The organism is Pararhizobium sp. LjRoot238 (genome assembly GCF_964252955.1).
GTDB lineage: Bacteria > Pseudomonadota > Alphaproteobacteria > Rhizobiales > Rhizobiaceae > Pararhizobium.
On the sequence record NZ_CAXUPP020000001.1, the window covers coordinates 4,218,249 to 4,236,058 of the forward strand.

The window sequence follows — 17,810 nt, forward strand, 5'->3', positions numbered from 1 at the left end:
GGCAATAGACGCCGCGCCCCATCTTCGGAGGTCTCGGCGCCTGCCGGCGATGCGATCGTATCTCAATGCATGGTCATCCATTCGCGGGCGGCGCGCAGGGCCGTGGCAAGATCGGTCTTGCTCATGGTCATCGCCAGATCCGCACGCAGCGCCGCTGCACGGTCGGAGCCCTTGATCGCTGCGATATTGAGCCACTTGTGCGCGGCGACGACATCGATGTCGCAACCATGTCCGGTTGCATACATCAAGCCCATTTCGCAGAAGACGTCCGCGCGGTTTTCGCCACCCATCGTGGCATCCGAAGCATTCTGAATGTCAAAGCGTGCCATTTTCTATGTCCCTTTTTGCCTGGTTGGTTACTACAGCGCCGCGTGTCTTTCAGACGCGCAAAGGTCGCTGTAAAACTTTGATCTGCTGCATAATTTTGTCCTTAAATCGATTCCGATTTAAGGAATTATGCAGTGGCGCAGTCCCTGTTTTGTTTGCCTTTTTGAGGCACCTTGGGGGCCGGCCGTCTTGTGCGGCTTTCGGTCCCCCCAAGGGGTCCGGCGGGGTGTTTTTCCCTGCTCGTCTTATGGATTTGAGTATGCCGCAGCGGTTTCAATACACGCTTAAAATGCATGATTAATTTGCGACAAACAAAATTCAAACGATTGGTAAACTTGGCTTTTTGTTAAACATCGGACTGCCTTGAAACGCTGGCTTTTGCCTCAATCTTTACGGAAAATTCAGACGCGGATTTCAACCAATCGCTAACCACGCAAAATGGTCGCCCGCTGTACCTCAAGAAAAACAGTCGCGTCTGGAGCCACGTTTTCCGGTAATTTTCACCGGAAAACGGCATACGCGCATATTTACGTTTACGTCTGCGTAAGTTATTTTCCGCGCGTTGAGCGGTGAGGAGACCGGCTCTGGCAACTTTTCGACCAACCCATGCCGAGGCGCATGGTTGTTCGTCGAACTTACGGGAGGAACTACATGATCCGCACATTCATCCTGGCAACGGCCATGACACTGGCCACGACTACCGCAGGCTTTTCCGCCGAACCGATCGTCGGAAACTGGAAGACCGCAAGCGGCGAGACGGCAGCCATCGCCTCCTGCGGCGGCGCTTACTGCATCACATTGAAGACAGGAAAGCACGCCGGCAAGCGCATCGGCAGCATGAATGGCAGCGGTGAAAGCTATACGGGCGAGATCACCGATCCCGCCAACGACAAGACCTATAGCGGCTCGGCGTCAATCGAGGGCAGCTCGCTGAAAATGCAGGGTTGCGTGCTGAAGATCCTCTGCAAGTCCCAGACCTGGAGCCGTATGTAATCGGGCAGACATTCCGGCGGGCCGTGCCCGCCGGTTCAGTTTCAAGATTCAACGAGCGGTCTGGCCGAACAGGATTTTCTGGGCTTCCTTGTCCTCCGACAGGTGCTTCTGGCGCTCCCGCTCTTGCCTGCCGACATCAAACCCCCTCTGCACCGCCGCGCGGGCTGTCAGCGTCTCGAACCAGCGCTTCAGGTTGGGGAAATCGTTGAGGTCCTGGCCATTGCCTTCGTACTGGCGTACCCAGCCGACGCAGGCCATGTCGGCGATCGAATATTCGCCGGCGAGAAACGGCCGGTCCGCCAGCCGCTTGTTCATGACGCCATAGAGGCGATTGACCTCGTTGGTGTAGCGCGTGATGCCGTATTCGATCTTTTCGGGTGCATAATTGCGGAAATGGTTCGCCTGGCCGGCCATCGGCCCAAGCCCGCCCATCTGCCAGAACAGCCATTGATCGACATCCACGCGAGCGCGCTCGTCGGTGGGATAGAACTTGCCGAACTTGCGGCCGAGATATTGCAGGATGGCGCCTGATTCGAACACCGAGATCGGCTCGCCGCCCGGGCCCTCGGGGTCGATGATTGCCGGCATGCGGTTGTTGGGAGCGATCTTCAGAAAGTCCGGCGCGAACTGCTCGCCCTTGCCGATATTGACGTATTTTACCTCATAGGGAACGCCGAGTTCCTCGAGCATGACGGTGATCTTCCAGCCGTTCGGGGTCGGCCAGTAGAAGAGTTCGATCGGGGCAGTCATCGGCTATCTCCAGTTGGAAAACTCGACCGAAGACTTAAGCGGCACCCAGCACCGTTACAAGGCCGAAGCCGCGAAGATGAACGGGAGATGAACCGGGGTCTCAGCAACAGTTCAGTTTGGCTGTGCGAAAAGGCCATCATCGCGTTGAACCCCGACCGACAAACCCGAGCAAACGGACAAACTCATGGACATCCTCGCCCGCCGCCTCACCATCATCAGCATGCTCATGGTCGTCTTCGCGATCACGCTGGCAGCCGCCGTCAGCGCCGACACGCAGCGCCGCCGCCACAACTACGCAGGCTCGATCGCCGACTGCACCGTGCACACCGCGCAGTTCTGCGAACAAGCCAAGCTCTAAAGGCCAGAAACGATGTCTTCCCTCGCCCGTTCCGCAACCATCGCTCTGCGCATGCTGACGCTTGCAGCCCTGCTGATGGCGCCGATGGGTGCGATCGCCTATAGCAAGGCCTCCGGCCTTGGCATCGGCAAGCAGGGAGCCGGCCTCGTTCTTTTTGTCACGCTTCAGCGCCAGTCCATGAGCTGATGCTGTCGGCGCAAGTGAAGCACTTGCGCATTCAAATCTGCTGCCTTCCTATGTGTCGCCAAGGAAGGAACATCATGCCCATCTCCGCATTCACCATCTATATCCTTGCCGCCCTTGCGGAAATCGCCGGCTGCTTCGCCTTCTGGGCATGGCTGAAGCTGGATAAGCCGATCTGGTGGCTCATTCCCGGCATGACAAGCCTCGCTCTCTTCGCCTGGCTTCTCACCCTGATCGATACGACCGCTGCTGGACGCGCCTATGCGGCCTATGGCGGCATCTATATCGCCGCGTCGCTCACCTGGCTCTGGATTGTCGAAGATGTTCGTCCAGATCGCTGGGATATAAGCGGTGTTGCGCTTGCCGTCGCCGGCACCGTCGTCATCCTTGCCGGACCGCGCTGAGCGCCTTTTTCGAAACGACGCCTGTGCATTCAAATCTTGTCGTTTGCTTGTAAAAGACGCCATCCTATAATGCCGCATGAACAAACGAATCTCTTCCCTTTCCGCCCTTTCCGTCACCACGCCGGACACTTTCGAGCCGCAGACGTTCGATGACCCAGCCGCAGCGGTCGATGCCTTGTCGGCGCTCTATGAGCGCAACACCAAATTCCTGGTCGATGCCTTTACCGAACTCGGGCGCACGGGAACGCCGATCTCGCGCTATCGCGCCTGCTATCCCCAGGTCAGCATCGAGACCAGTAGTTTCAGCCATGTCGATTCGCGCCTGTCCTACGGCTATGTCAGCGCGCCGGGCGTCTATACGACGACGGTCACCCGGCCGAAGCTGTTCCGCCACTACCTCAAGGAACAGCTCGGCCTCCTGATCCGCAGCCACGGCGTCGGCGTCACCGTCTCCGAATCGGCAACGCCGATCCCTCTGCATTTTGCTTTCGGAGAAGGTGCTTACGTCGAGGCGTCGATGGCGGAAAACATCGACATGCCGTTGCGCGACCTGTTCGACGCGCCCGACCTGACGACCACCGACGACGAGATCGCCAACGGCTCCTACGAGCCCGGTCCCGGCGATCCCTCGCCGCTGGCACCGTTCACCGCCCAGCGCATCGACTATTCGCTCGCCCGCCTCAGCCATTATACGGCGACCAGCGCGACGCATTTTCAGAACTTCGTGCTGTTCACCAACTACCAGTTCTACGTCGATGAATTCTGCGCCTGGGCGCGCCAACAGATGGCCGAGGGTGGCAACGGCTACACCTTCTTCGTTGAGCCGGGCAACATCATCACGTCGGCTGGGTCCGACAAGCCTGAATCAGACCTGACTCTCGCCCGCATGCCGCAGATGCCGGCCTACCATTTGAAAAAGAAGGGCCATGGCGGCATCACCGTGGTCAATATCGGCGTCGGCCCTTCCAATGCCAAGACGATTACCGACCATATCGCGGTGCTCAGGCCACATGCCTGGCTGATGCTCGGCCATTGCGCGGGCTTACGCAACAGCCAGACGCTCGGCGACTATGTCCTCGCCCACGCCTATGTGCGTGAGGACCATGTGCTTGACGACGACCTGCCGGTCTGGGTGCCGATCCCAGCCCTTGCCGAAGTTCAGGTGGCAATGCAGGACGCGGTGGCGGAAATCACTGGCTATGAAGGCTATGATCTCAAGCGGATCATGCGAACCGGAACAGTCGCCACCATTGACAACCGCAACTGGGAATTGCGCGACCAGCGCGGCCCGGTGAAGCGGCTGTCGCAATCGCGCGCCATCGCGCTCGACATGGAATCGGCCACGGTCGCAGCTAACGGCTTCCGCTTCCGCGTGCCTTATGGAACGCTGCTCTGCGTTTCCGACAAGCCGCTGCACGGCGAATTGAAGCTGCCGGGCATGGCCACAGCCTTCTACAAGACTCAGGTCAGCCAGCATTTGCAGATCGGTATCCTGGCATTGCAAAAGCTCGCCGCCATGCCGAAGGAAAAGCTGCATTCGCGCAAACTTCGCAGTTTCTTCGAAACGGCGTTTCAGTAACGCTCAGCGCCGCGGCGAGAGGACGATCGACAGCAGCGTGCCGGCAACCGCCGACACAATGATCAACAGATGCGCGTTGACGCTGGCGCTGGCGAGCAGATCAAGGGCGGTGCCCCTGGCCGACGCGCCGAACGAGATCGCGCCCGCGGTGATGCCCGCCGGATAGGTGCCGACGCCGGCCGGCGCGTGAACCGGCAGCACCGACGACAACTCACCCCCCAGAGCGCCACCGAAACAGGCGCCGAGCGGCGCAACGCCCATGGTGAAGAGCACCCAGGCAAGCACTGCGACCTTGGTCGACCAGTTGAGAACAGTCATCAGCCACGCCCGGACGAAGGCCATCGTGTTCGCCGGCAAGCCCGCTTCTATTTCCTCGAGCAGCCTGCCCAGCTTTTCCGGCAGCTGGCGCTCGACAAACGCAAGCACACTGCCCTTCAGGAACGACAGAAGCAGCGGCGAGACGAGGAAAAGCGCCCAAAGAAGCCAGCCGAGACGCTGATTGTCGCGTTCGAGCACAAGGCCGATGCCGGCGGCGGCGAACAGCGCATGCAGGTCCAGCACACGCATGAGCAGCAATGCCGACGTACTGCGCGCCAGGGGAACGGCAAATTCCGAGCGCATGAGGAGGGGAAAGCTGGTTTCGCCGGCGCGGAACGGCAGCATGATGTTAAGAAGATTGTGGACCTGCGTCACGCGCAGGAGCTGAAGGAAGCGGCCGCGGGTCTCGCCCGGGAAATAATCGTATATCCGATAGCAGCGGATGAAATAGGTGCCGACCAGCAGCGCCAGCGCCGAAAGCACCGGCAGGAAGCCGATCTCCGCCCACTGCCGAAAAAGCGCCGGCCAGCCCCAGATCCACTGAACGAATGCGGCATAAGCAACGACGGCAGCCAAGGAGACCAAGGTCATCCGGTTGCGGACAAGCCACGAGCCCCGGCTGGCATCCCCTTTTGCATTCATATATTTGCTACTTTCCTGTCCGTGCTAATACCAAGTATCGATGATAGGAGCCCATAGGATCGGCTCGATCTTTGTTTCCGGCTAGGAGAGGGTCGTAGCGCGATGCTTTCGCATCGTGCAAGAGCCTCGACGCCGCCGGAAGCGAAGAGAAGCCGACCGGAGGTGGCTCATACCGGGCTTTCGGCGTTGTTGCGTCCCTCGACCGATGCGAAACTAGCCGAAAGTCCGGTATGAGCCATCCTATGGGTTCCTATCATCGATATTTGGTATAAGGGATCATGGCTGGTTATCACGAGAATCCGGGCAAGAGAACCTGCGGCATTTTTAGAGGCTTTGATATTGGATCCCATCTTGCAAGCAAACAGGACCGAGACTGTCGTCACTGACGCGATCGAATTGTCCGTTGTCGTGCCGATCTATAACGAGGAGGAAAGCGCCGGTCCGCTCGTCGCGCGCATCCGCGAGGCCATGGCCAATTTCGGACGCAGCTGGGAACTGATTCTCGTTGACGACGGAAGCACCGACGCGACGCTGGTGAACGCCCGCCGGGAGCTTGCCGATTCCAGCCTGCGCTTGAGGATCGTGGAGTTGCAGCGTAATTTCGGCCAGACCGCCGCCATGCAGGCCGGCATCGATACCGCCGCCGGGCGGCTGATCGCCACGCTGGACGGCGACTTGCAGAACGATCCGCGCGATATTCCGGCCATGGTCGCAGCCATCGAAGAGCGCGAACTCGACCTTCTGGTCGGCTGGCGCAAGAACCGGCAGGACGGGCTTTTCCTGCGCAAGATCCCCTCCTGGTGCGCCAATTATCTGATCGGCAAGATCACTGGAGTGAAGCTGCACGACTATGGCTGCAGCCTGAAGATCTATCGGGCGTCAATCATCAAGCAGGTCAAGCTGATGGGCGAAATGCACCGGTTCATTCCGGCCTGGGTTGCCGGCGTCGTGCCGAGCAGCAGGATCGGCGAAATGCCCGTCACCCATCACGCCCGCCAGCATGGGACATCGAAATACGGGATTTCGCGGACCTTCCGCGTCATCCTTGATCTGCTCTCCGTGCTGTTCTTCATGCGCTACAAGGCACGGCCGGGGCATTTCTTCGGTTCGATCGGCCTGGCGGCCGGAGCGCTCAGCGCGCTCATCCTGTTGTACCTCTTCGTCGACAAGTTCCTGCTCGGCAACGATATCGGCGGCAGGCCCATGCTGATCGTCGGCGTCATGCTGTTCCTCTCCTCCGTCCAACTCATCACCACCGGCATTCTCGCGGAAATGATGGCGCGGATCTATTCGGGCGAAAACGACACGCCGCCCTACATTGTGCGCAAGGTCTTTGGCGGCGATGATTTAAGCACCTGAACGCGGCAGGCTATTGTCCGACAAGCACTTTCAATTCGCCCGGGTGGATACGCAGGGCGACAGCGCGGCCGATCGGCAGCAATTCGCCGTCAATGACGCAGTTTGTCTTGTGACGCGCGATGGGGAAATGCAGGTCGACTGCCGTTACGCTCATTTCGGTAATCAGCGGGCTCTCGCGAAATTTACCGCGCAGGATATCAAAGACCAGTTTGGCGACGCCTGCCGGTTTCAACGGTGGCGCCGTATAAAATCCCAGATGCCCACCGGTCAGGTCATCGGCGTACAAGAGGGCGTTCGGGCCGAAATGGTTGTTGGACACGGAGATGGCCGAAACGTCGCGCCGTTCATGAACGCCATCCACATCGAATTCGATCTCAAATTCAGGCGGATTGAAGATCACACCGACCGCCGCGCGCGTGGTGGCGCGAATTTTTCCGAGCCGTGAGGCGAAGCTGTAGGATTCGCGATAGCGCACCATGCGGGCATGCAGCCCCATGGAAAACTGATGCACGAAAGCCCGACCGTCGGCGCTGCCGATATCGGCATTGATGATCCTGCCATCGGCAAGCACATCCAGCACCTTCCAGATATCGAGCGGCAATCTCAGCGACCGGGCAAAGAGGTTCATCGTTCCGGCGGGAATGACGCCGAGCGGCATGCCGTTCTTCCAGGCGACACCGGCCGCCCCGGATATCGTGCCATCTCCGCCGCCTGCAATCATGGCATCGAGGTCGTCGCGTTTTGCTGCTTTTTCAAGGGTATCGCCTATCTCGCGGCCGGAGACGACCGCGATTTCGATCTCGTGGCCCGCTGCGCGAAAAACCTCCTCGGCCTTCCGGCTATAGGCCTCCATATCCGTCGTGCGGAAGGTCCCTCCATCCCGATTGAAAATGGCCTTGATCTTCATCCGCCGTCCTTCTGACTGCGCCATGCCGGCAACCATCATATGGGGCGCGCCCCACAAATTGTCAGGGGCAAATTGTCGGGGGCATGAGCGGCGAACGGCGACGATTGAAGACCGGATCGTGGCGGTTCATCGCAGATCCGCAAAGCGCACCGGCTGTTGTCACGGCAACGCCGTGTGGTAGAACCCGCGCGATCCAAGCGCAAAGGCCACCCAGCATGACTTCGCTCGTCGAAAAACTTGAAAAGCGACCCAACACGTTCATCCTGCTGATCGGCGCCTATTTCCTGCTCAATCTGATCGTTCGCATCTGCCTGCCGAATTCGCTCGAAATGGACGAGGCCGGGCAAATCCTGATGAGCCAGTGGTACGCCCTCGGATATGACACGCAGCCACCATTCTTCAACTGGGTGCAGCATGCGGTCATCGACGGCATCGGACAGTCCCTGTTTGCGCTGAGCCTGGTCAAGAACCTCTTCCTGTTCCTGAGCTATGTCTTCTATTACCTCGCCGCCCGGCAGGTGCTCGCCAACAAGTCCCTTGCCGTCGCCGCAGCGCTAGGGCTTCTCACCATTCCGGAAATCGGCTGGCTGGCGCAGCGCGATCTCACCCATTCGAACGCCTCGCTTTTTGCCGCCTGCCTGTTCCTCTACGGGTTGTTTCGCACGCTCGACCGGCCGGCGGTCGCCACCTATCTGATCACCGGCATCGCCATCGGCATCGGACTGATATCGAAATACAATTTCTCTATCCTCTGCTTCTGCGCCTTCATCGCCGTGCTGGCCAATCCAACCTTTCGCCAACGGATTTTCGACTGGCGTATTCTCGTGACCGCTGCCGTGGCGCTGGTGATCGTGTCGCCGCATGCGGCGTGGCTGATCCAGAATTTCGATATCGCCTCTCACGATACAGTCGACAAGCTGGCCGCGGATGCCGAGGGCGGGACGCTGATGCAGATCGCCCGCGGTCTCTCTGAACTTCCGCTGACGCTCCTGAGCTTCTGCGCGCTGACTATCGTCGTCTACGCGTCGACCTTTCGCGGCGGTATCTCGCCGTCGATGCGGGCGGGTAATGGAAAGACACGATTGATCGAGACCATGTTCCTGGTCCTGCTCGCCTTCCTGCTTTTCATGGTGCTGTTCATGGGCACAGCGCAGATGAAAGTCCGTTGGGTGTCGCCGGTGCTGTTCCTCCTGCCGATGTACCTCTGCATGAAAATCGATGCATCAGGCGCTCCGATCGGCGATTTTCTCCGGCGTTTCATGCCGGTCATTCTGCTGCTGATGATCCTCATTCCGGCGTCGCTGGTGCTGCGTATCACTGCTGCCGGCGTGATGAACTCGCATCCGAAACTGACCGTTCCTTATCAAGCGTTTATCGAGGAAATCGTGACAAAACCAGCAGTCACGCCTGCCCTGGTGATCGCCGAAGACGCCTTCCTGGCGGGAAATATCCGCATGCAGCTGCCGCACACGCCGGTCGATACGGAAACCTACCGGCTCTACAGCCCGCCTTTCTCGTGGTCGAAGGAAAACCCTGTTCTTTTGGTCTGGCGAAACGATGGCAAGGACGGTGTCCGCGTGCCCGCGCGGCTCGAAGACCGCCTCAGGCAGCGCATCGGCACCGTTCCACCGCTGCAGCCGCAAACGATCGCCCTCCCCTATATTTACGGCAGCAGCGGTGATCTTTCCCGCTTCGGTTATGCCTGGGTCGTCAGACCCTGAATCCATCGCGGATCATTCGGCAGCCTGCAGGATGATATGCTCGTCGCCCCTACTTATTGTGCATTCTTGCGTTGCTGCGGCATAATGCGCATCTAGCCTCCATTCAAACTTGAAGGAGTTCGCCGATGCGCGCAATCGCCTACAAAATCTCCCAGGCAATCACCGCCGAAACCGCGCTGATCGATGTGGACCTGCCCCTTCCCTCGCCGGAAGGCCGCGATCTGCTGGTCGAGATCAAGGCTGTCTCCGTCAATCCTGTGGACGTCAAGGTGCGGGCTAGCGCAAAGCCCGAGGCCGATCAGTTGAAGGTGCTGGGCTGGGACGCGGCCGGAATCGTCAAGGCGGTCGGACCCGGGGTCAAGCTGTTCCAGCCGGGTGATGCCGTCTTCTATGCAGGCGCCATCGACAGGCCGGGCTCGAATGCCGAATTCCATCTGGTCGATGAGCGCATCGTCGGCAAAAAGCCGGAGACGCTCGATTTTCCAGCCGCGGCCGCGTTGCCACTCACGTCGCTGACGGCCTGGGAAGCGCTGTTCGACCGGCTGAAGGTCAACGATCCGGTGCCGGGTGCCGCCAACGCCATCCTCATCATCGGCGGCGCCGGCGGCGTCGGCTCGATCGCTATTCAGCTGGCGCGGACGCTGACCAATCTCACCGTGATCGCGACCGCGTCCCGCCCCGAAACGCAGAAATGGGCCTATGATCTCGGCGCCCATCATGTGCTCGACCACTCCAAGCCGCTGGCGCACCAAATCGACCAGTTGGCGCTCGGCGCGCCCGCTTTCGTCTTTTCCACCACCAATACCGGCGACCATCTGGAAGAGATCATCAAGCTGATCGCGCCGCAGGGCCGCTTTGGCCTCATTGACGATCCGAAGGCGCTCGACATCCTGCCCTTCAAGCGCAAGGCCGTATCCATTCACTGGGAGTTCATGTTTACCCGCTCGCTGTTCAAGACCAAGGACATGGAAGAGCAGAACCGTATTCTGAACGAGGTTTCGCGGCTGGTTGATGGCGGCAAGATCCGCTCGACGCTGACGGAGATATTGGGGCTGATCAACGCCGAAAACCTGAAAAAGGCCCATGCGCGGATCGAGACCGGCCAGACGAAGGGCAAGCTCGTACTCGCCGGATTCTGAGGTGCGCGGCGTTCGCAGAATGAGGTTTCCCCGCAGTTCCCGCGGGAACCTCGCCTCTTCCTCGCGCAGATTAAACAGGAGGCTGCGCGGCCCACCGAACGGCCTCCCCAACCGGTGACGCCGCGCTGCCCCGGAACTGGTCAAAAGCCCGCGACAGGAGACCGGTTCCGGGGCAGTTTCATCACCTGTCACCGGAGAGAAAAATGCCTTCCTTTATTGATTCCATTGTCAGTTCCCGCCCGTTCGGCTACCTGGCGCGCGCTATCCTGACCTATATGTTCTGGGCAAGCGGCCTTGCCAAACTGATCGATTTCAACGCCGGCGTCGCCGAGATGTCGCACTTCGGGCTGGAACCCGCGCTGCTCTTCAACATAGCGGTGATCGTCACCGAGCTCGGCGGTTCCGCGCTGATCATTGCCAACCGCTGGACCTGGCTTGGCGCTGGCGCGCTCGCCGTCTTCACCCTGCTCACCATTCCGATCGCTCATACCTTCTGGACCATGCAGGAGCCGATCAAGACGCTCGAATTCTACGTGGCCATGGAACATATAACGGTGATCGGCGGCCTGATGGTGGTTGCGTGGAAATCGGCCCCAGAGCGCGCGAGTGCGCCTGCATCCCGGCCGAACTTCGCGGAACTTAACGCCTAACGCTGCTGCGCTCAGCCCGTTTAAAATCACCTGCCGGATATTTTCCGGCAGGTGATTTTTGTCAGCGCGGCTCCGGCAGCTTCAGGGCGCCGCCGGTCTTGATCGTGCGGATGGCGAAATTGGAGCGGATGTCGGCGACGCCCGGAAGGGCAAGCAGGGTTTCAGTCAGCAATGTTTCATAGGCTGCGAGATCGGCAACAACCACCTCGGCCAGGAAATCGGCGCTGCCGGAAATCAGGAAGCAGGAGACAACTTCCGGGATGGCGAGCAACGCGTCCTGCTGCAGGCGCGCGTTTTCCTGGCTGTGACGCCCGACCTTGATTTCGACGAAGACGGTAAGCCCCAGCCCCACCTCCTTGCGGTCGATGTCGGCCCGATAGCCGCGCAGCACGCCGGATTTTTCCAGATTTCGGATACGCCTCAGACAAGGCGACGGAGACAGGTTCACTCGCTCGGCGATTTCCACGTTCGTCGCGCGCGCGTCCTCCTGCAGGATGCGCAGGATGGCAATATCGAATTTGTCCAGACTTGGCATATTCAATAACATTGTATCCAATAATTGGCAGATAATTGCCAACAGTATAAATAAAGAAGCATAAATAGCAAGTACATGCCTCCCCTTTTGGCGCTAGCTTTCCTTTCAGACGAACACATTTTCACGCTCGAAAGAAAGGTTGCTCCGATGAATACGCTCGCCTTTGCCCGCACGAATACGCCCTCGACCACGGCCGGTTACATCGGCGGAAGCGTCACCGTCCTCATTTGGGCGAGCTGGATACTGGCTACCCGTCACAGCGCCGCGACGCCGCTTGGAACGATCGATATCGGCCTTATTCGCTATGGCGTCCCCGCGGTCGTTCTCGCGCCGGTTTGGTGGCGCCTTGGGCTTCTGCCGAAGGGCGTTCCGCTCTACCTTCTCACCCTGATGGTCGCTGGCTCCGGCGCCCTGTTCTTCCAGTTGACCACCTTTGCGATCCACGCCACGCCGGCCGCCTCCGCCGGTATCCTGCTTGGAGGATCGATGCCTCTCGCCGCCGCGCTGATTGGCGTTTTCGTCTTCCGCGAACGGCCCGATGCCGGCCGCTGGCTCGGCCTTGCCGCCATCGTCGCGGGCGTCGGCATTCTTCTCTTCAGCAGCCTGTCGAGCGCCGGCATTCCATGGACGAGTTTTATCCTGCTGCCGGGCGCCGCCCTTCTCTGGGCAAGCTACACCCACGCGTTCAAGCGCTCGGGGCTCACCGCCTTGGAAGCAGGCGCCGTCATCGCCATCTGGTCGTTCCTGATCCATCTTGGTCTGGCGCTCATCTATGGAACCTCGCTCGGTATCACCCCGGCCAATGAAATCGCCCTGCAGGTGACGAGCCAGGGCCTTCTGTCCGGACTGACGGCCATGGTCGCCTATGGAATGGCCGTACGGGCGCTGGGCGGCACGCAGGCAGCAGCCTTCACCGCGATCACGCCGGTCCTTGCCACGCTTGGCGGCGGATTGTTGCTGGGAGAGGAGATCGGCATGTTCGAGATCAGCGCAGCCGTCATCACCGGCATAGGTGTGGCCCTGTCGACAGGGCTTTTCTCCGCAAAACACTGAGCGTTCTTGCCTGGCTGCGCCGCCGCGTTCCGGGCGCCTCCGAACCGGCCATCAGTCCTGAAGGCCGGAAACGCCACCAGCCCTTCGCTGGCGGCGTTTTCGTGTTTTCCGCTGTCAGCCGTAAATGATTTCGCGGTGCCGCTGCAGCCTTTGTCCGTACGCCTGGCTCACCCGGTCGAAGATGATCGCGATACCGACGATCGCCAGACCGTTGAAAATGCCGAGCGTGAAATACTGGTTGGCGATGGCCTTGAGAACAGGCTGGCCGAGACCCTGCACCCCGATCATCGAGGCGATGACCACCATGGCAAGCGCCATCATGATCGTCTGGTTGATGCCGGCCATGATGGTGGGCAGCGCGAGCGGCATCTGCACGTTCTTCAGCTTCTGCCAATTGGAGGAGCCGAAGGCGTCGGCGGCCTCGAGCACGTCCTTGTCGACAAGGCGAATACCCAGATTGGTCAGCCTTATCATCGGCGGGATCGCATAGATGACGACGGCGATGAGGCCGGGCACCTTGCCGATGCCGAGAAGCATGACGACGGGGATCAGATAGACGAAGCTCGGCATGGTCTGCATCACGTCGAGCACCGGATTGACCGTGTTCTGCAGCCGATCGGACCGCGACATCGCAATGCCAATCGGGATGCCGATAGCGATCGAGAGCACCGTACAGACGAAAATCATCGATATGGTCTTCATCGTATCGTCCCACATGTCGAAATAGCCGATGGCCAGCAGCGTCGCGATGCAGGCGGCGACGATCTTCCAGTTCCGGCTCGCAAACCACGCGACCAAGGCGACCAAGACCAGGATGATCGGCCAGGGCGTGCGCGTCATGAAGCGTTCGGAGTGGATAAGGAAGAACTGCAGCGGCTCAAAGAACCCCTCGATCACATCGCCATAGGCGCGGGTGAAGGCGCGAAAGCCTTCATCGATCACCTTTTTCAGATTGCGCAGCGAATCGTCGTTCATGTGCGGAAATTTGGTGAGCCAATCCATGCCGGTCCCCTTATTCGTTATGCATCGACGCCGGCCTTTCCTGAAGCCGGGCGCCGCAGAAACAGAAGGCCGGCGCGCCACAGTGGCGCGCCGGCCAGTCACACGATCAGAGAGCAGCCTTGACCTTCTCGGCAGCCTCCGGAGAGACCCACGGCGTCCAAAGTGCTTCGTTTTCCTGCAGGAAATGCTTGGCGCCATCGTCACCGCTTGCCTGGTTGTCGGTCATCCAGGCCATCAGACCGTTGACCGTATCGTTCGTCCAGGCACGCTTGTTGAGATAGGTCATGACATCCTCGCCGGCGCGGTCGGCAAAGCTCTTGGTGACCAGTGTCTGGACCTTGTCCTTCGGCCAGTCGTTCTTCTTCGGATCCGCGCATTCGGCTACCGTATTGCAGCGTTTCCATTCAGCCGCGTCCGCTGGAACGCCATGCTCAAGCTTGACCATCTCATATTTGCCAAGGAGTGCCGTCGGCGCCCAGTAGTAACCGACCCAGCCTTCCTTGCCTTCATAGGCTTTGGCGATCGAACCATCGAGGCCGGCTGCGGAGCCGGTGTCGATCAGGCTGAAGTTGGCAACTTCGCCGCCATAAGCCTTGTAGAGCTGCGAAGTGACGACCGTGCCGCCCCAGCCCTGCGGACCGTTATGCACCGCGCCCTTGCTCTTGTCTTCCGGGTCCGGGAAGAGTTCAGGATGCTTCAACGCGTCGTCAATCGTCTTGATATCGGGGTGGGCGTCGGCGATGTATTTCGGAATCCACCAGCCCTGCACGCCGCCATCGGACAACGCCACCGCTGCGCCGACCAGCTTTCCTTCCTCAATGCCGCGATTGACGACGTCGGGGAGCAGGTCGACCCAACCTTCCGGCGCGACATCCGGCTCGCCCTTTTCGATCATCGAGGTGATCGTCGGCACCGTATCACCGACGATGATTTCCGCGTTACAGCCGTAGCCTTCGGTGAGAATGAACTTGTCGAGGCTCGCCAGAACCTCGGCGCTCTGCCAGTTCATGCTGGCGATCGTCACGTCGCCGCATTCGGCCGCCGAGGCCGCGTTGCCGAGCGCCAGCAGGCCGAAGGCAAGGCTGGTCGTTGCAAGGAGATGTTTCATGTCGGTTCCCTCTTTATAAGGCGGTGTATGACGCCCACGAGATCCGGCAGCACCGCCGCAACCGGCCCCATGATCCGGACAGGCGGGATGGGTTCCCGCATGCCTCCATCGTCAAATTTTGCAGCTGCGGAGAGGAATGCCGCTCAGGCTGCGCCTGCGCCTGCTCCACCTGCGCCATTCCAGTCACATTTATCGCGGCGGGGTACAAAAACAATGGCGCACGGGCGCCGATCGACACCCGCTAATATTTTGAAACGATTAAATTTTACCGACGGCGATCAAGCCTGCAGCACGATCACCCGGCCACCGACCTCGACGCGTTCATAGAGATCGACAACATCGTGATTGAGCATGCGGACACAGCCGCTCGACATGGCCTGGCCGATGGTCTGCGGCTGGTTGGTGCCGTGGATGCGGAACATGGTGTCGTTGCCGTTGCGATAGAGGTAGACAGCGCGGGCGCCGAGCGGGCTGTTCGGCCCGCCCGGAACGCCGCCAGCATATCTGAGGTTTCGGGGATCGCGGCGGATCATGTTTCCCGTCGGCGTCCAGCTCGGCCATTCCGCCTTGCGGCCGATATAGGCCGAACCTGCGAGCGCATAGCCCTCGCGCCCCACGCCAATACCGTAGCGCATCGCCCTTCCCTCGCCGAGAACATAATAGAGCCGGCGCGCCGGCGTATCGATGACGATGGTGCCGGCGTCATATCGGGTCTCGTAAGCCACCTCCCGCCGCCGCAGTTCCGGCTTGATCCTTTCAAGTGGCACGGCAGGCAACGGGAACCGCTCGTCCGACAAGGCAGCATAGTTGGCCGCATGGTTCGGTCCGCTGCCGGCACAGCCGGCAAGAAGACCAGATATGCCCAGAAGCAGGCCACGGCGGGTGAGCGACATGAGACGTTCCTTAATATCCGGTTGACGCAACCGAAACTAAAGAAAACATGGTTAATGGCCGGTTAAGCGTTGCGAACATTGGAAGCGGGCATCGGCGCGGCTTTATTTTTCTTGGCTCAGCGCAAAAACAAGAAAAAGGCCGGGAAGAGCGTAACGCTGCGCGACGACCCCGATCTTCCCGACCCGGTTGTTTCGTCGGGTGGTCACATATTCGGATAGACCGGCCCTTCGCCCCCCTGCGGCGGCACCCAGTTGATGTTCTGGTTGGGGTCCTTGATGTCGCAGGTCTTGCAATGGACGCAGTTCTGGGCGTTGATGACGAACACGTCTTCTCCGTCCTTCTCCACCCATTCGTAGACGCCGGCCGGACAGTAGCGGGTCGAGGGACCGGCAAAAATGTCGTGCTCGGAGCGCTTCTGCAGGTCCATGTCATTGACCTTGAGATGCACCGGCTGGTCTTCCTCGTGATTGGTGTTCGACAGGAATACCGAGGAGAGGCGGTCGAAGGTGAGGACGCCGTCGGGTTTCGGATAGGCGATCGGCTTGTGCATCGACGCCGGCTCGAGCGACTGCGCGTCGGTCTTGCCGTGTTTCAGCGTGCCGAAGAAGGAGAAGCCGAACAGCGTGTTCGTCCACATGTCGAGACCACCGAGCGCGACGCCGACGGCGGTGCCGAACTTCGACCACAGCGGCTTGACGTTGCGGACCTTCTTCAGGTCCTGGCCGATGGCGCTGTCGCGCCAGCCGTTCTCGATCTCGATGACCTCGTCATTGGCCCGGCCGCTGGCGATCGCATCGGCAAGCTTTTCGGCTGCGAGGATGCCGGACAGCACGGCATTGTGGCTGCCCTTGATGCGCGGCACGTTGACGAAACCGGCGGAACAGCCGATCAGCGCGCCGCCCGGGAAGGAAAGCTTCGGCACCGACTGGTAGCCGCCCTCGGTGATGGCGCGGGCGCCGTAGGATAGCCGCTTGCCGCCTTCGAAGGTGCCTCTGATCGCCGGATGCGTCTTGAAGCGCTGGAATTCCTCGAACGGGTAGAGATAGGGGTTCTTGTAGTTGAGGTGGACGACGAAGCCGACCGCGACGAGATTGTCCTCGAGATGATAGAGGAACGAACCGCCGCCGGTCTTCATGCCGAGCGGCCAGCCGAAGGAATGCTGCACCAGACCCTGTTTGTGGTTCTCCGGCTTGACCTGCCAGAGTTCCTTGATGCCGATGCCGAATTTTTGCGGTTCGCGGTTCCTCGACAGGTCGAATTTGGCGATCAGCTCTTTGGCGAGCGAGCCGCGCACGCCCTCGCCGATCAGGGTGTATTTGCCCAGCAGCTCCATGCCGCGCGCAAAATTCGGGCCCGGTTCGCCGTTCTTCTCGATGCCCATGTCACCGGTCGCAACGCCGATGACGGCGCCCTCGTCGTTGTAGAGCACCTCGGTTGCGGCAAAGCCCGGATAGATCTCGACCCCGAGCGCTTCGGCCTTTTCGGCCAGCCACCGACAGACGAGGCCGAGCGAGACGATGTAGTTGCCGTGGTTGTTCATCAGGGGCGGCATGGCGAAGTTCGGCAGGCGGATCGAACCGGCGGGGCCGAGCAGCAGGAACTGGTCGTCCGTCACTTCCGTCTTGAAGGGATGCCCCTCCTCCGCGCGCCAGCCCGGCAGCAGCCGGTCGATGCCGATCGGATCGACGACGGCGCCCGACAGAATATGCGCGCCGACTTCGGCGCCCTTTTCGAGGACGACGACCGAAAGCTCCGGATTGACCTGCTTCAGACGGATGGCGGCAGAAAGACCGGCCGGGCCGGCGCCGACGATCACCACGTCGAATTCCATGCTTTCGCGCTCGGGCAGTTCTTGTGGCTCGCTCATCTGATTGTCTCCAGTCCTGTC

19 protein-coding genes are annotated in these 17,810 nt (G+C 60.4%); 10 read left to right on the forward strand and 9 right to left on the reverse strand.

Annotation, left to right across the window (positions count from 1 at the left end; translation table 11 throughout):
- Positions 1–62: 62 nt before the first annotated feature.
- Positions 63–329 carry a sel1 repeat family protein gene (locus ACSQ3F_RS20805; protein ID WP_436101951.1) on the reverse strand — a complete coding sequence of 89 codons (267 nt, stop codon included), beginning with the start codon at positions 327–329 and terminating at the stop codon, positions 63–65.
- 649 nt (positions 330–978) lie between these two features.
- Between ACSQ3F_RS20805 and ACSQ3F_RS20810 the strand changes: the two genes are divergently transcribed.
- Positions 979–1,320: a DUF2147 domain-containing protein gene (locus ACSQ3F_RS20810; RefSeq protein WP_436101952.1), complete on the forward strand. Its 342-nt coding sequence runs from the start codon at positions 979–981 to the stop codon at positions 1,318–1,320.
- Positions 1,321–1,368: 48 nt separating this feature from the next.
- Here the strand turns inward: ACSQ3F_RS20810 and ACSQ3F_RS20815 are convergent, their stop codons facing one another.
- A complete protein-coding gene (locus tag ACSQ3F_RS20815; RefSeq protein WP_436101953.1) occupies positions 1,369–2,070 on the reverse strand; it encodes a glutathione S-transferase N-terminal domain-containing protein in 702 nt (233 codons plus the stop codon).
- Positions 2,071–2,254: 184 nt separating this feature from the next.
- Between ACSQ3F_RS20815 and ACSQ3F_RS20820 the strand changes: the two genes are divergently transcribed.
- The 4 genes from ACSQ3F_RS20820 to ACSQ3F_RS20835 all read left to right on the forward strand — a co-directional run bounded on the left by ACSQ3F_RS20820 (position 2,255) and on the right by ACSQ3F_RS20835 (position 4,594).
- Positions 2,255–2,428 carry a hypothetical protein gene (locus ACSQ3F_RS20820; protein WP_037121339.1) on the forward strand — a complete coding sequence of 58 codons (174 nt, stop codon included), beginning with the start codon at positions 2,255–2,257 and terminating at the stop codon, positions 2,426–2,428.
- Positions 2,429–2,440: 12 nt separating this feature from the next.
- Positions 2,441–2,614 carry a hypothetical protein gene (locus ACSQ3F_RS20825; protein ID WP_436101954.1) on the forward strand — a complete coding sequence of 58 codons (174 nt, stop codon included), beginning with the start codon at positions 2,441–2,443 and terminating at the stop codon, positions 2,612–2,614.
- An 80-nt stretch (positions 2,615–2,694) separates the two neighbouring features.
- Positions 2,695–3,015, forward strand: coding sequence for a YnfA family protein (locus ACSQ3F_RS20830; RefSeq protein ID WP_436102207.1), 321 nt, complete (start codon positions 2,695–2,697; stop codon positions 3,013–3,015).
- 76 nt (positions 3,016–3,091) lie between these two features.
- Positions 3,092–4,594, forward strand: coding sequence for an AMP nucleosidase (locus ACSQ3F_RS20835; protein ID WP_436101955.1), 1,503 nt, complete (start codon positions 3,092–3,094; stop codon positions 4,592–4,594).
- Positions 4,595–4,597: 3 nt separating this feature from the next.
- Here the strand turns inward: ACSQ3F_RS20835 and ACSQ3F_RS20840 are convergent, their stop codons facing one another.
- Positions 4,598–5,554: a lysylphosphatidylglycerol synthase domain-containing protein gene (locus ACSQ3F_RS20840; protein ID WP_436101956.1), complete on the reverse strand. Its 957-nt coding sequence runs from the start codon at positions 5,552–5,554 to the stop codon at positions 4,598–4,600.
- A gap of 351 nt (positions 5,555–5,905) precedes the next feature.
- Here ACSQ3F_RS20840 and ACSQ3F_RS20845 point away from each other — a divergent pair, with 351 nt between their 5' ends.
- Entirely contained in the window at positions 5,906–6,913 is a 1,008-nt protein-coding gene (locus ACSQ3F_RS20845; RefSeq protein ID WP_436101957.1) for a glycosyltransferase family 2 protein, read from the forward strand.
- 10 nt (positions 6,914–6,923) lie between these two features.
- On the opposite strand, the gene ACSQ3F_RS20850 is transcribed toward ACSQ3F_RS20845, so the two are convergent.
- A complete protein-coding gene (locus tag ACSQ3F_RS20850) occupies positions 6,924–7,820 on the reverse strand; it encodes a diacylglycerol/lipid kinase family protein (RefSeq protein ID WP_436102208.1) in 897 nt (298 codons plus the stop codon).
- A 215-nt stretch (positions 7,821–8,035) separates the two neighbouring features.
- On the opposite strand from ACSQ3F_RS20850, the gene ACSQ3F_RS20855 reads away from it, so the two are divergent.
- The 3 genes from ACSQ3F_RS20855 to ACSQ3F_RS20865 all read left to right on the forward strand — a co-directional run bounded on the left by ACSQ3F_RS20855 (position 8,036) and on the right by ACSQ3F_RS20865 (position 11,330).
- Positions 8,036–9,541: a glycosyltransferase family 39 protein gene (locus tag ACSQ3F_RS20855; protein WP_436101958.1), complete on the forward strand. Its 1,506-nt coding sequence runs from the start codon at positions 8,036–8,038 to the stop codon at positions 9,539–9,541.
- A 125-nt stretch (positions 9,542–9,666) separates the two neighbouring features.
- Positions 9,667–10,680, forward strand: a complete 1,014-nt coding sequence (locus tag ACSQ3F_RS20860; protein ID WP_436101959.1) for a zinc-binding alcohol dehydrogenase family protein — start codon at positions 9,667–9,669, stop codon at positions 10,678–10,680.
- Between the two features lie 203 nt (positions 10,681–10,883).
- Positions 10,884–11,330 (forward strand): DoxX family protein, encoded by a 447-nt coding sequence (locus ACSQ3F_RS20865; RefSeq protein ID WP_436101960.1) that lies wholly within the window; start codon positions 10,884–10,886, stop codon positions 11,328–11,330.
- 61 nt (positions 11,331–11,391) lie between these two features.
- Here ACSQ3F_RS20865 and ACSQ3F_RS20870 read toward each other — a convergent pair whose 3' ends face one another.
- Positions 11,392–11,865: an Lrp/AsnC family transcriptional regulator gene (locus ACSQ3F_RS20870; RefSeq protein ID WP_436102209.1), complete on the reverse strand. Its 474-nt coding sequence runs from the start codon at positions 11,863–11,865 to the stop codon at positions 11,392–11,394.
- A 147-nt stretch (positions 11,866–12,012) separates the two neighbouring features.
- Here ACSQ3F_RS20870 and ACSQ3F_RS20875 point away from each other — a divergent pair, with 147 nt between their 5' ends.
- The gene (locus tag ACSQ3F_RS20875; protein ID WP_436101961.1) at positions 12,013–12,918 is read left to right on the forward strand and encodes a DMT family transporter; all 906 of its coding nucleotides are present in this window, start codon (positions 12,013–12,015) and stop codon (positions 12,916–12,918) included.
- A gap of 114 nt (positions 12,919–13,032) precedes the next feature.
- Here ACSQ3F_RS20875 and ACSQ3F_RS20880 read toward each other — a convergent pair whose 3' ends face one another.
- The 4 genes from ACSQ3F_RS20880 to ACSQ3F_RS20895 all read right to left on the reverse strand — a co-directional run bounded on the left by ACSQ3F_RS20880 (position 13,033) and on the right by ACSQ3F_RS20895 (position 17,789).
- Complete coding sequence (locus ACSQ3F_RS20880) at positions 13,033–13,920, reverse strand: ABC transporter permease (RefSeq protein ID WP_436101962.1); 888 nt, start codon at positions 13,918–13,920, stop codon at positions 13,033–13,035.
- A 106-nt stretch (positions 13,921–14,026) separates the two neighbouring features.
- Positions 14,027–15,028: an ABC transporter substrate-binding protein gene (locus ACSQ3F_RS20885; protein ID WP_436101963.1), complete on the reverse strand. Its 1,002-nt coding sequence runs from the start codon at positions 15,026–15,028 to the stop codon at positions 14,027–14,029.
- A gap of 278 nt (positions 15,029–15,306) precedes the next feature.
- Positions 15,307–15,921: a L,D-transpeptidase gene (locus ACSQ3F_RS20890; protein WP_436101964.1), complete on the reverse strand. Its 615-nt coding sequence runs from the start codon at positions 15,919–15,921 to the stop codon at positions 15,307–15,309.
- A gap of 203 nt (positions 15,922–16,124) precedes the next feature.
- Positions 16,125–17,789: an electron transfer flavoprotein-ubiquinone oxidoreductase gene (locus ACSQ3F_RS20895; protein WP_436101965.1), complete on the reverse strand. Its 1,665-nt coding sequence runs from the start codon at positions 17,787–17,789 to the stop codon at positions 16,125–16,127.
- Positions 17,790–17,810: the final 21 nt, after the last annotated feature.

Excerpts from the sequence above, each read along its gene's own strand:
- ACSQ3F_RS20885 (WP_436101963.1), bottom strand. The coding sequence starts at position 15,028 with ATGAAACATCTCCTTGCAACGACCAGCCTTGCCTTCGGCCTGCTGGCG.
- ACSQ3F_RS20895 (WP_436101965.1), bottom strand. The coding sequence starts at position 17,789 with ATGAGCGAGCCACAAGAACTGCCCGAGCGCGAAAGCATGGAATTCGAC.
- ACSQ3F_RS20860 (WP_436101959.1), top strand. The coding sequence starts at position 9,667 with ATGCGCGCAATCGCCTACAAAATCTCCCAGGCAATCACCGCCGAAACC.
- ACSQ3F_RS20870 (WP_436102209.1), bottom strand. The coding sequence starts at position 11,865 with ATGCCAAGTCTGGACAAATTCGATATTGCCATCCTGCGCATCCTGCAG.
- ACSQ3F_RS20810 (WP_436101952.1), top strand. The coding sequence starts at position 979 with ATGATCCGCACATTCATCCTGGCAACGGCCATGACACTGGCCACGACT.
- ACSQ3F_RS20865 (WP_436101960.1), top strand. The coding sequence starts at position 10,884 with ATGCCTTCCTTTATTGATTCCATTGTCAGTTCCCGCCCGTTCGGCTAC.
- ACSQ3F_RS20855 (WP_436101958.1), top strand. The coding sequence starts at position 8,036 with ATGACTTCGCTCGTCGAAAAACTTGAAAAGCGACCCAACACGTTCATC.
- ACSQ3F_RS20820 (WP_037121339.1), top strand. The coding sequence starts at position 2,255 with ATGGACATCCTCGCCCGCCGCCTCACCATCATCAGCATGCTCATGGTC.
- ACSQ3F_RS20875 (WP_436101961.1), top strand. The coding sequence starts at position 12,013 with ATGAATACGCTCGCCTTTGCCCGCACGAATACGCCCTCGACCACGGCC.
- ACSQ3F_RS20835 (WP_436101955.1), top strand. The coding sequence starts at position 3,092 with ATGAACAAACGAATCTCTTCCCTTTCCGCCCTTTCCGTCACCACGCCG.
- ACSQ3F_RS20815 (WP_436101953.1), bottom strand. The coding sequence starts at position 2,070 with ATGACTGCCCCGATCGAACTCTTCTACTGGCCGACCCCGAACGGCTGG.
- ACSQ3F_RS20805 (WP_436101951.1), bottom strand. The coding sequence starts at position 329 with ATGGCACGCTTTGACATTCAGAATGCTTCGGATGCCACGATGGGTGGC.
- ACSQ3F_RS20850 (WP_436102208.1), bottom strand. The coding sequence starts at position 7,820 with ATGAAGATCAAGGCCATTTTCAATCGGGATGGAGGGACCTTCCGCACG.
- ACSQ3F_RS20825 (WP_436101954.1), top strand. The coding sequence starts at position 2,441 with ATGTCTTCCCTCGCCCGTTCCGCAACCATCGCTCTGCGCATGCTGACG.
- ACSQ3F_RS20880 (WP_436101962.1), bottom strand. The coding sequence starts at position 13,920 with ATGGATTGGCTCACCAAATTTCCGCACATGAACGACGATTCGCTGCGC.
- ACSQ3F_RS20840 (WP_436101956.1), bottom strand. The coding sequence starts at position 5,554 with ATGAATGCAAAAGGGGATGCCAGCCGGGGCTCGTGGCTTGTCCGCAAC.
- ACSQ3F_RS20890 (WP_436101964.1), bottom strand. The coding sequence starts at position 15,921 with ATGTCGCTCACCCGCCGTGGCCTGCTTCTGGGCATATCTGGTCTTCTT.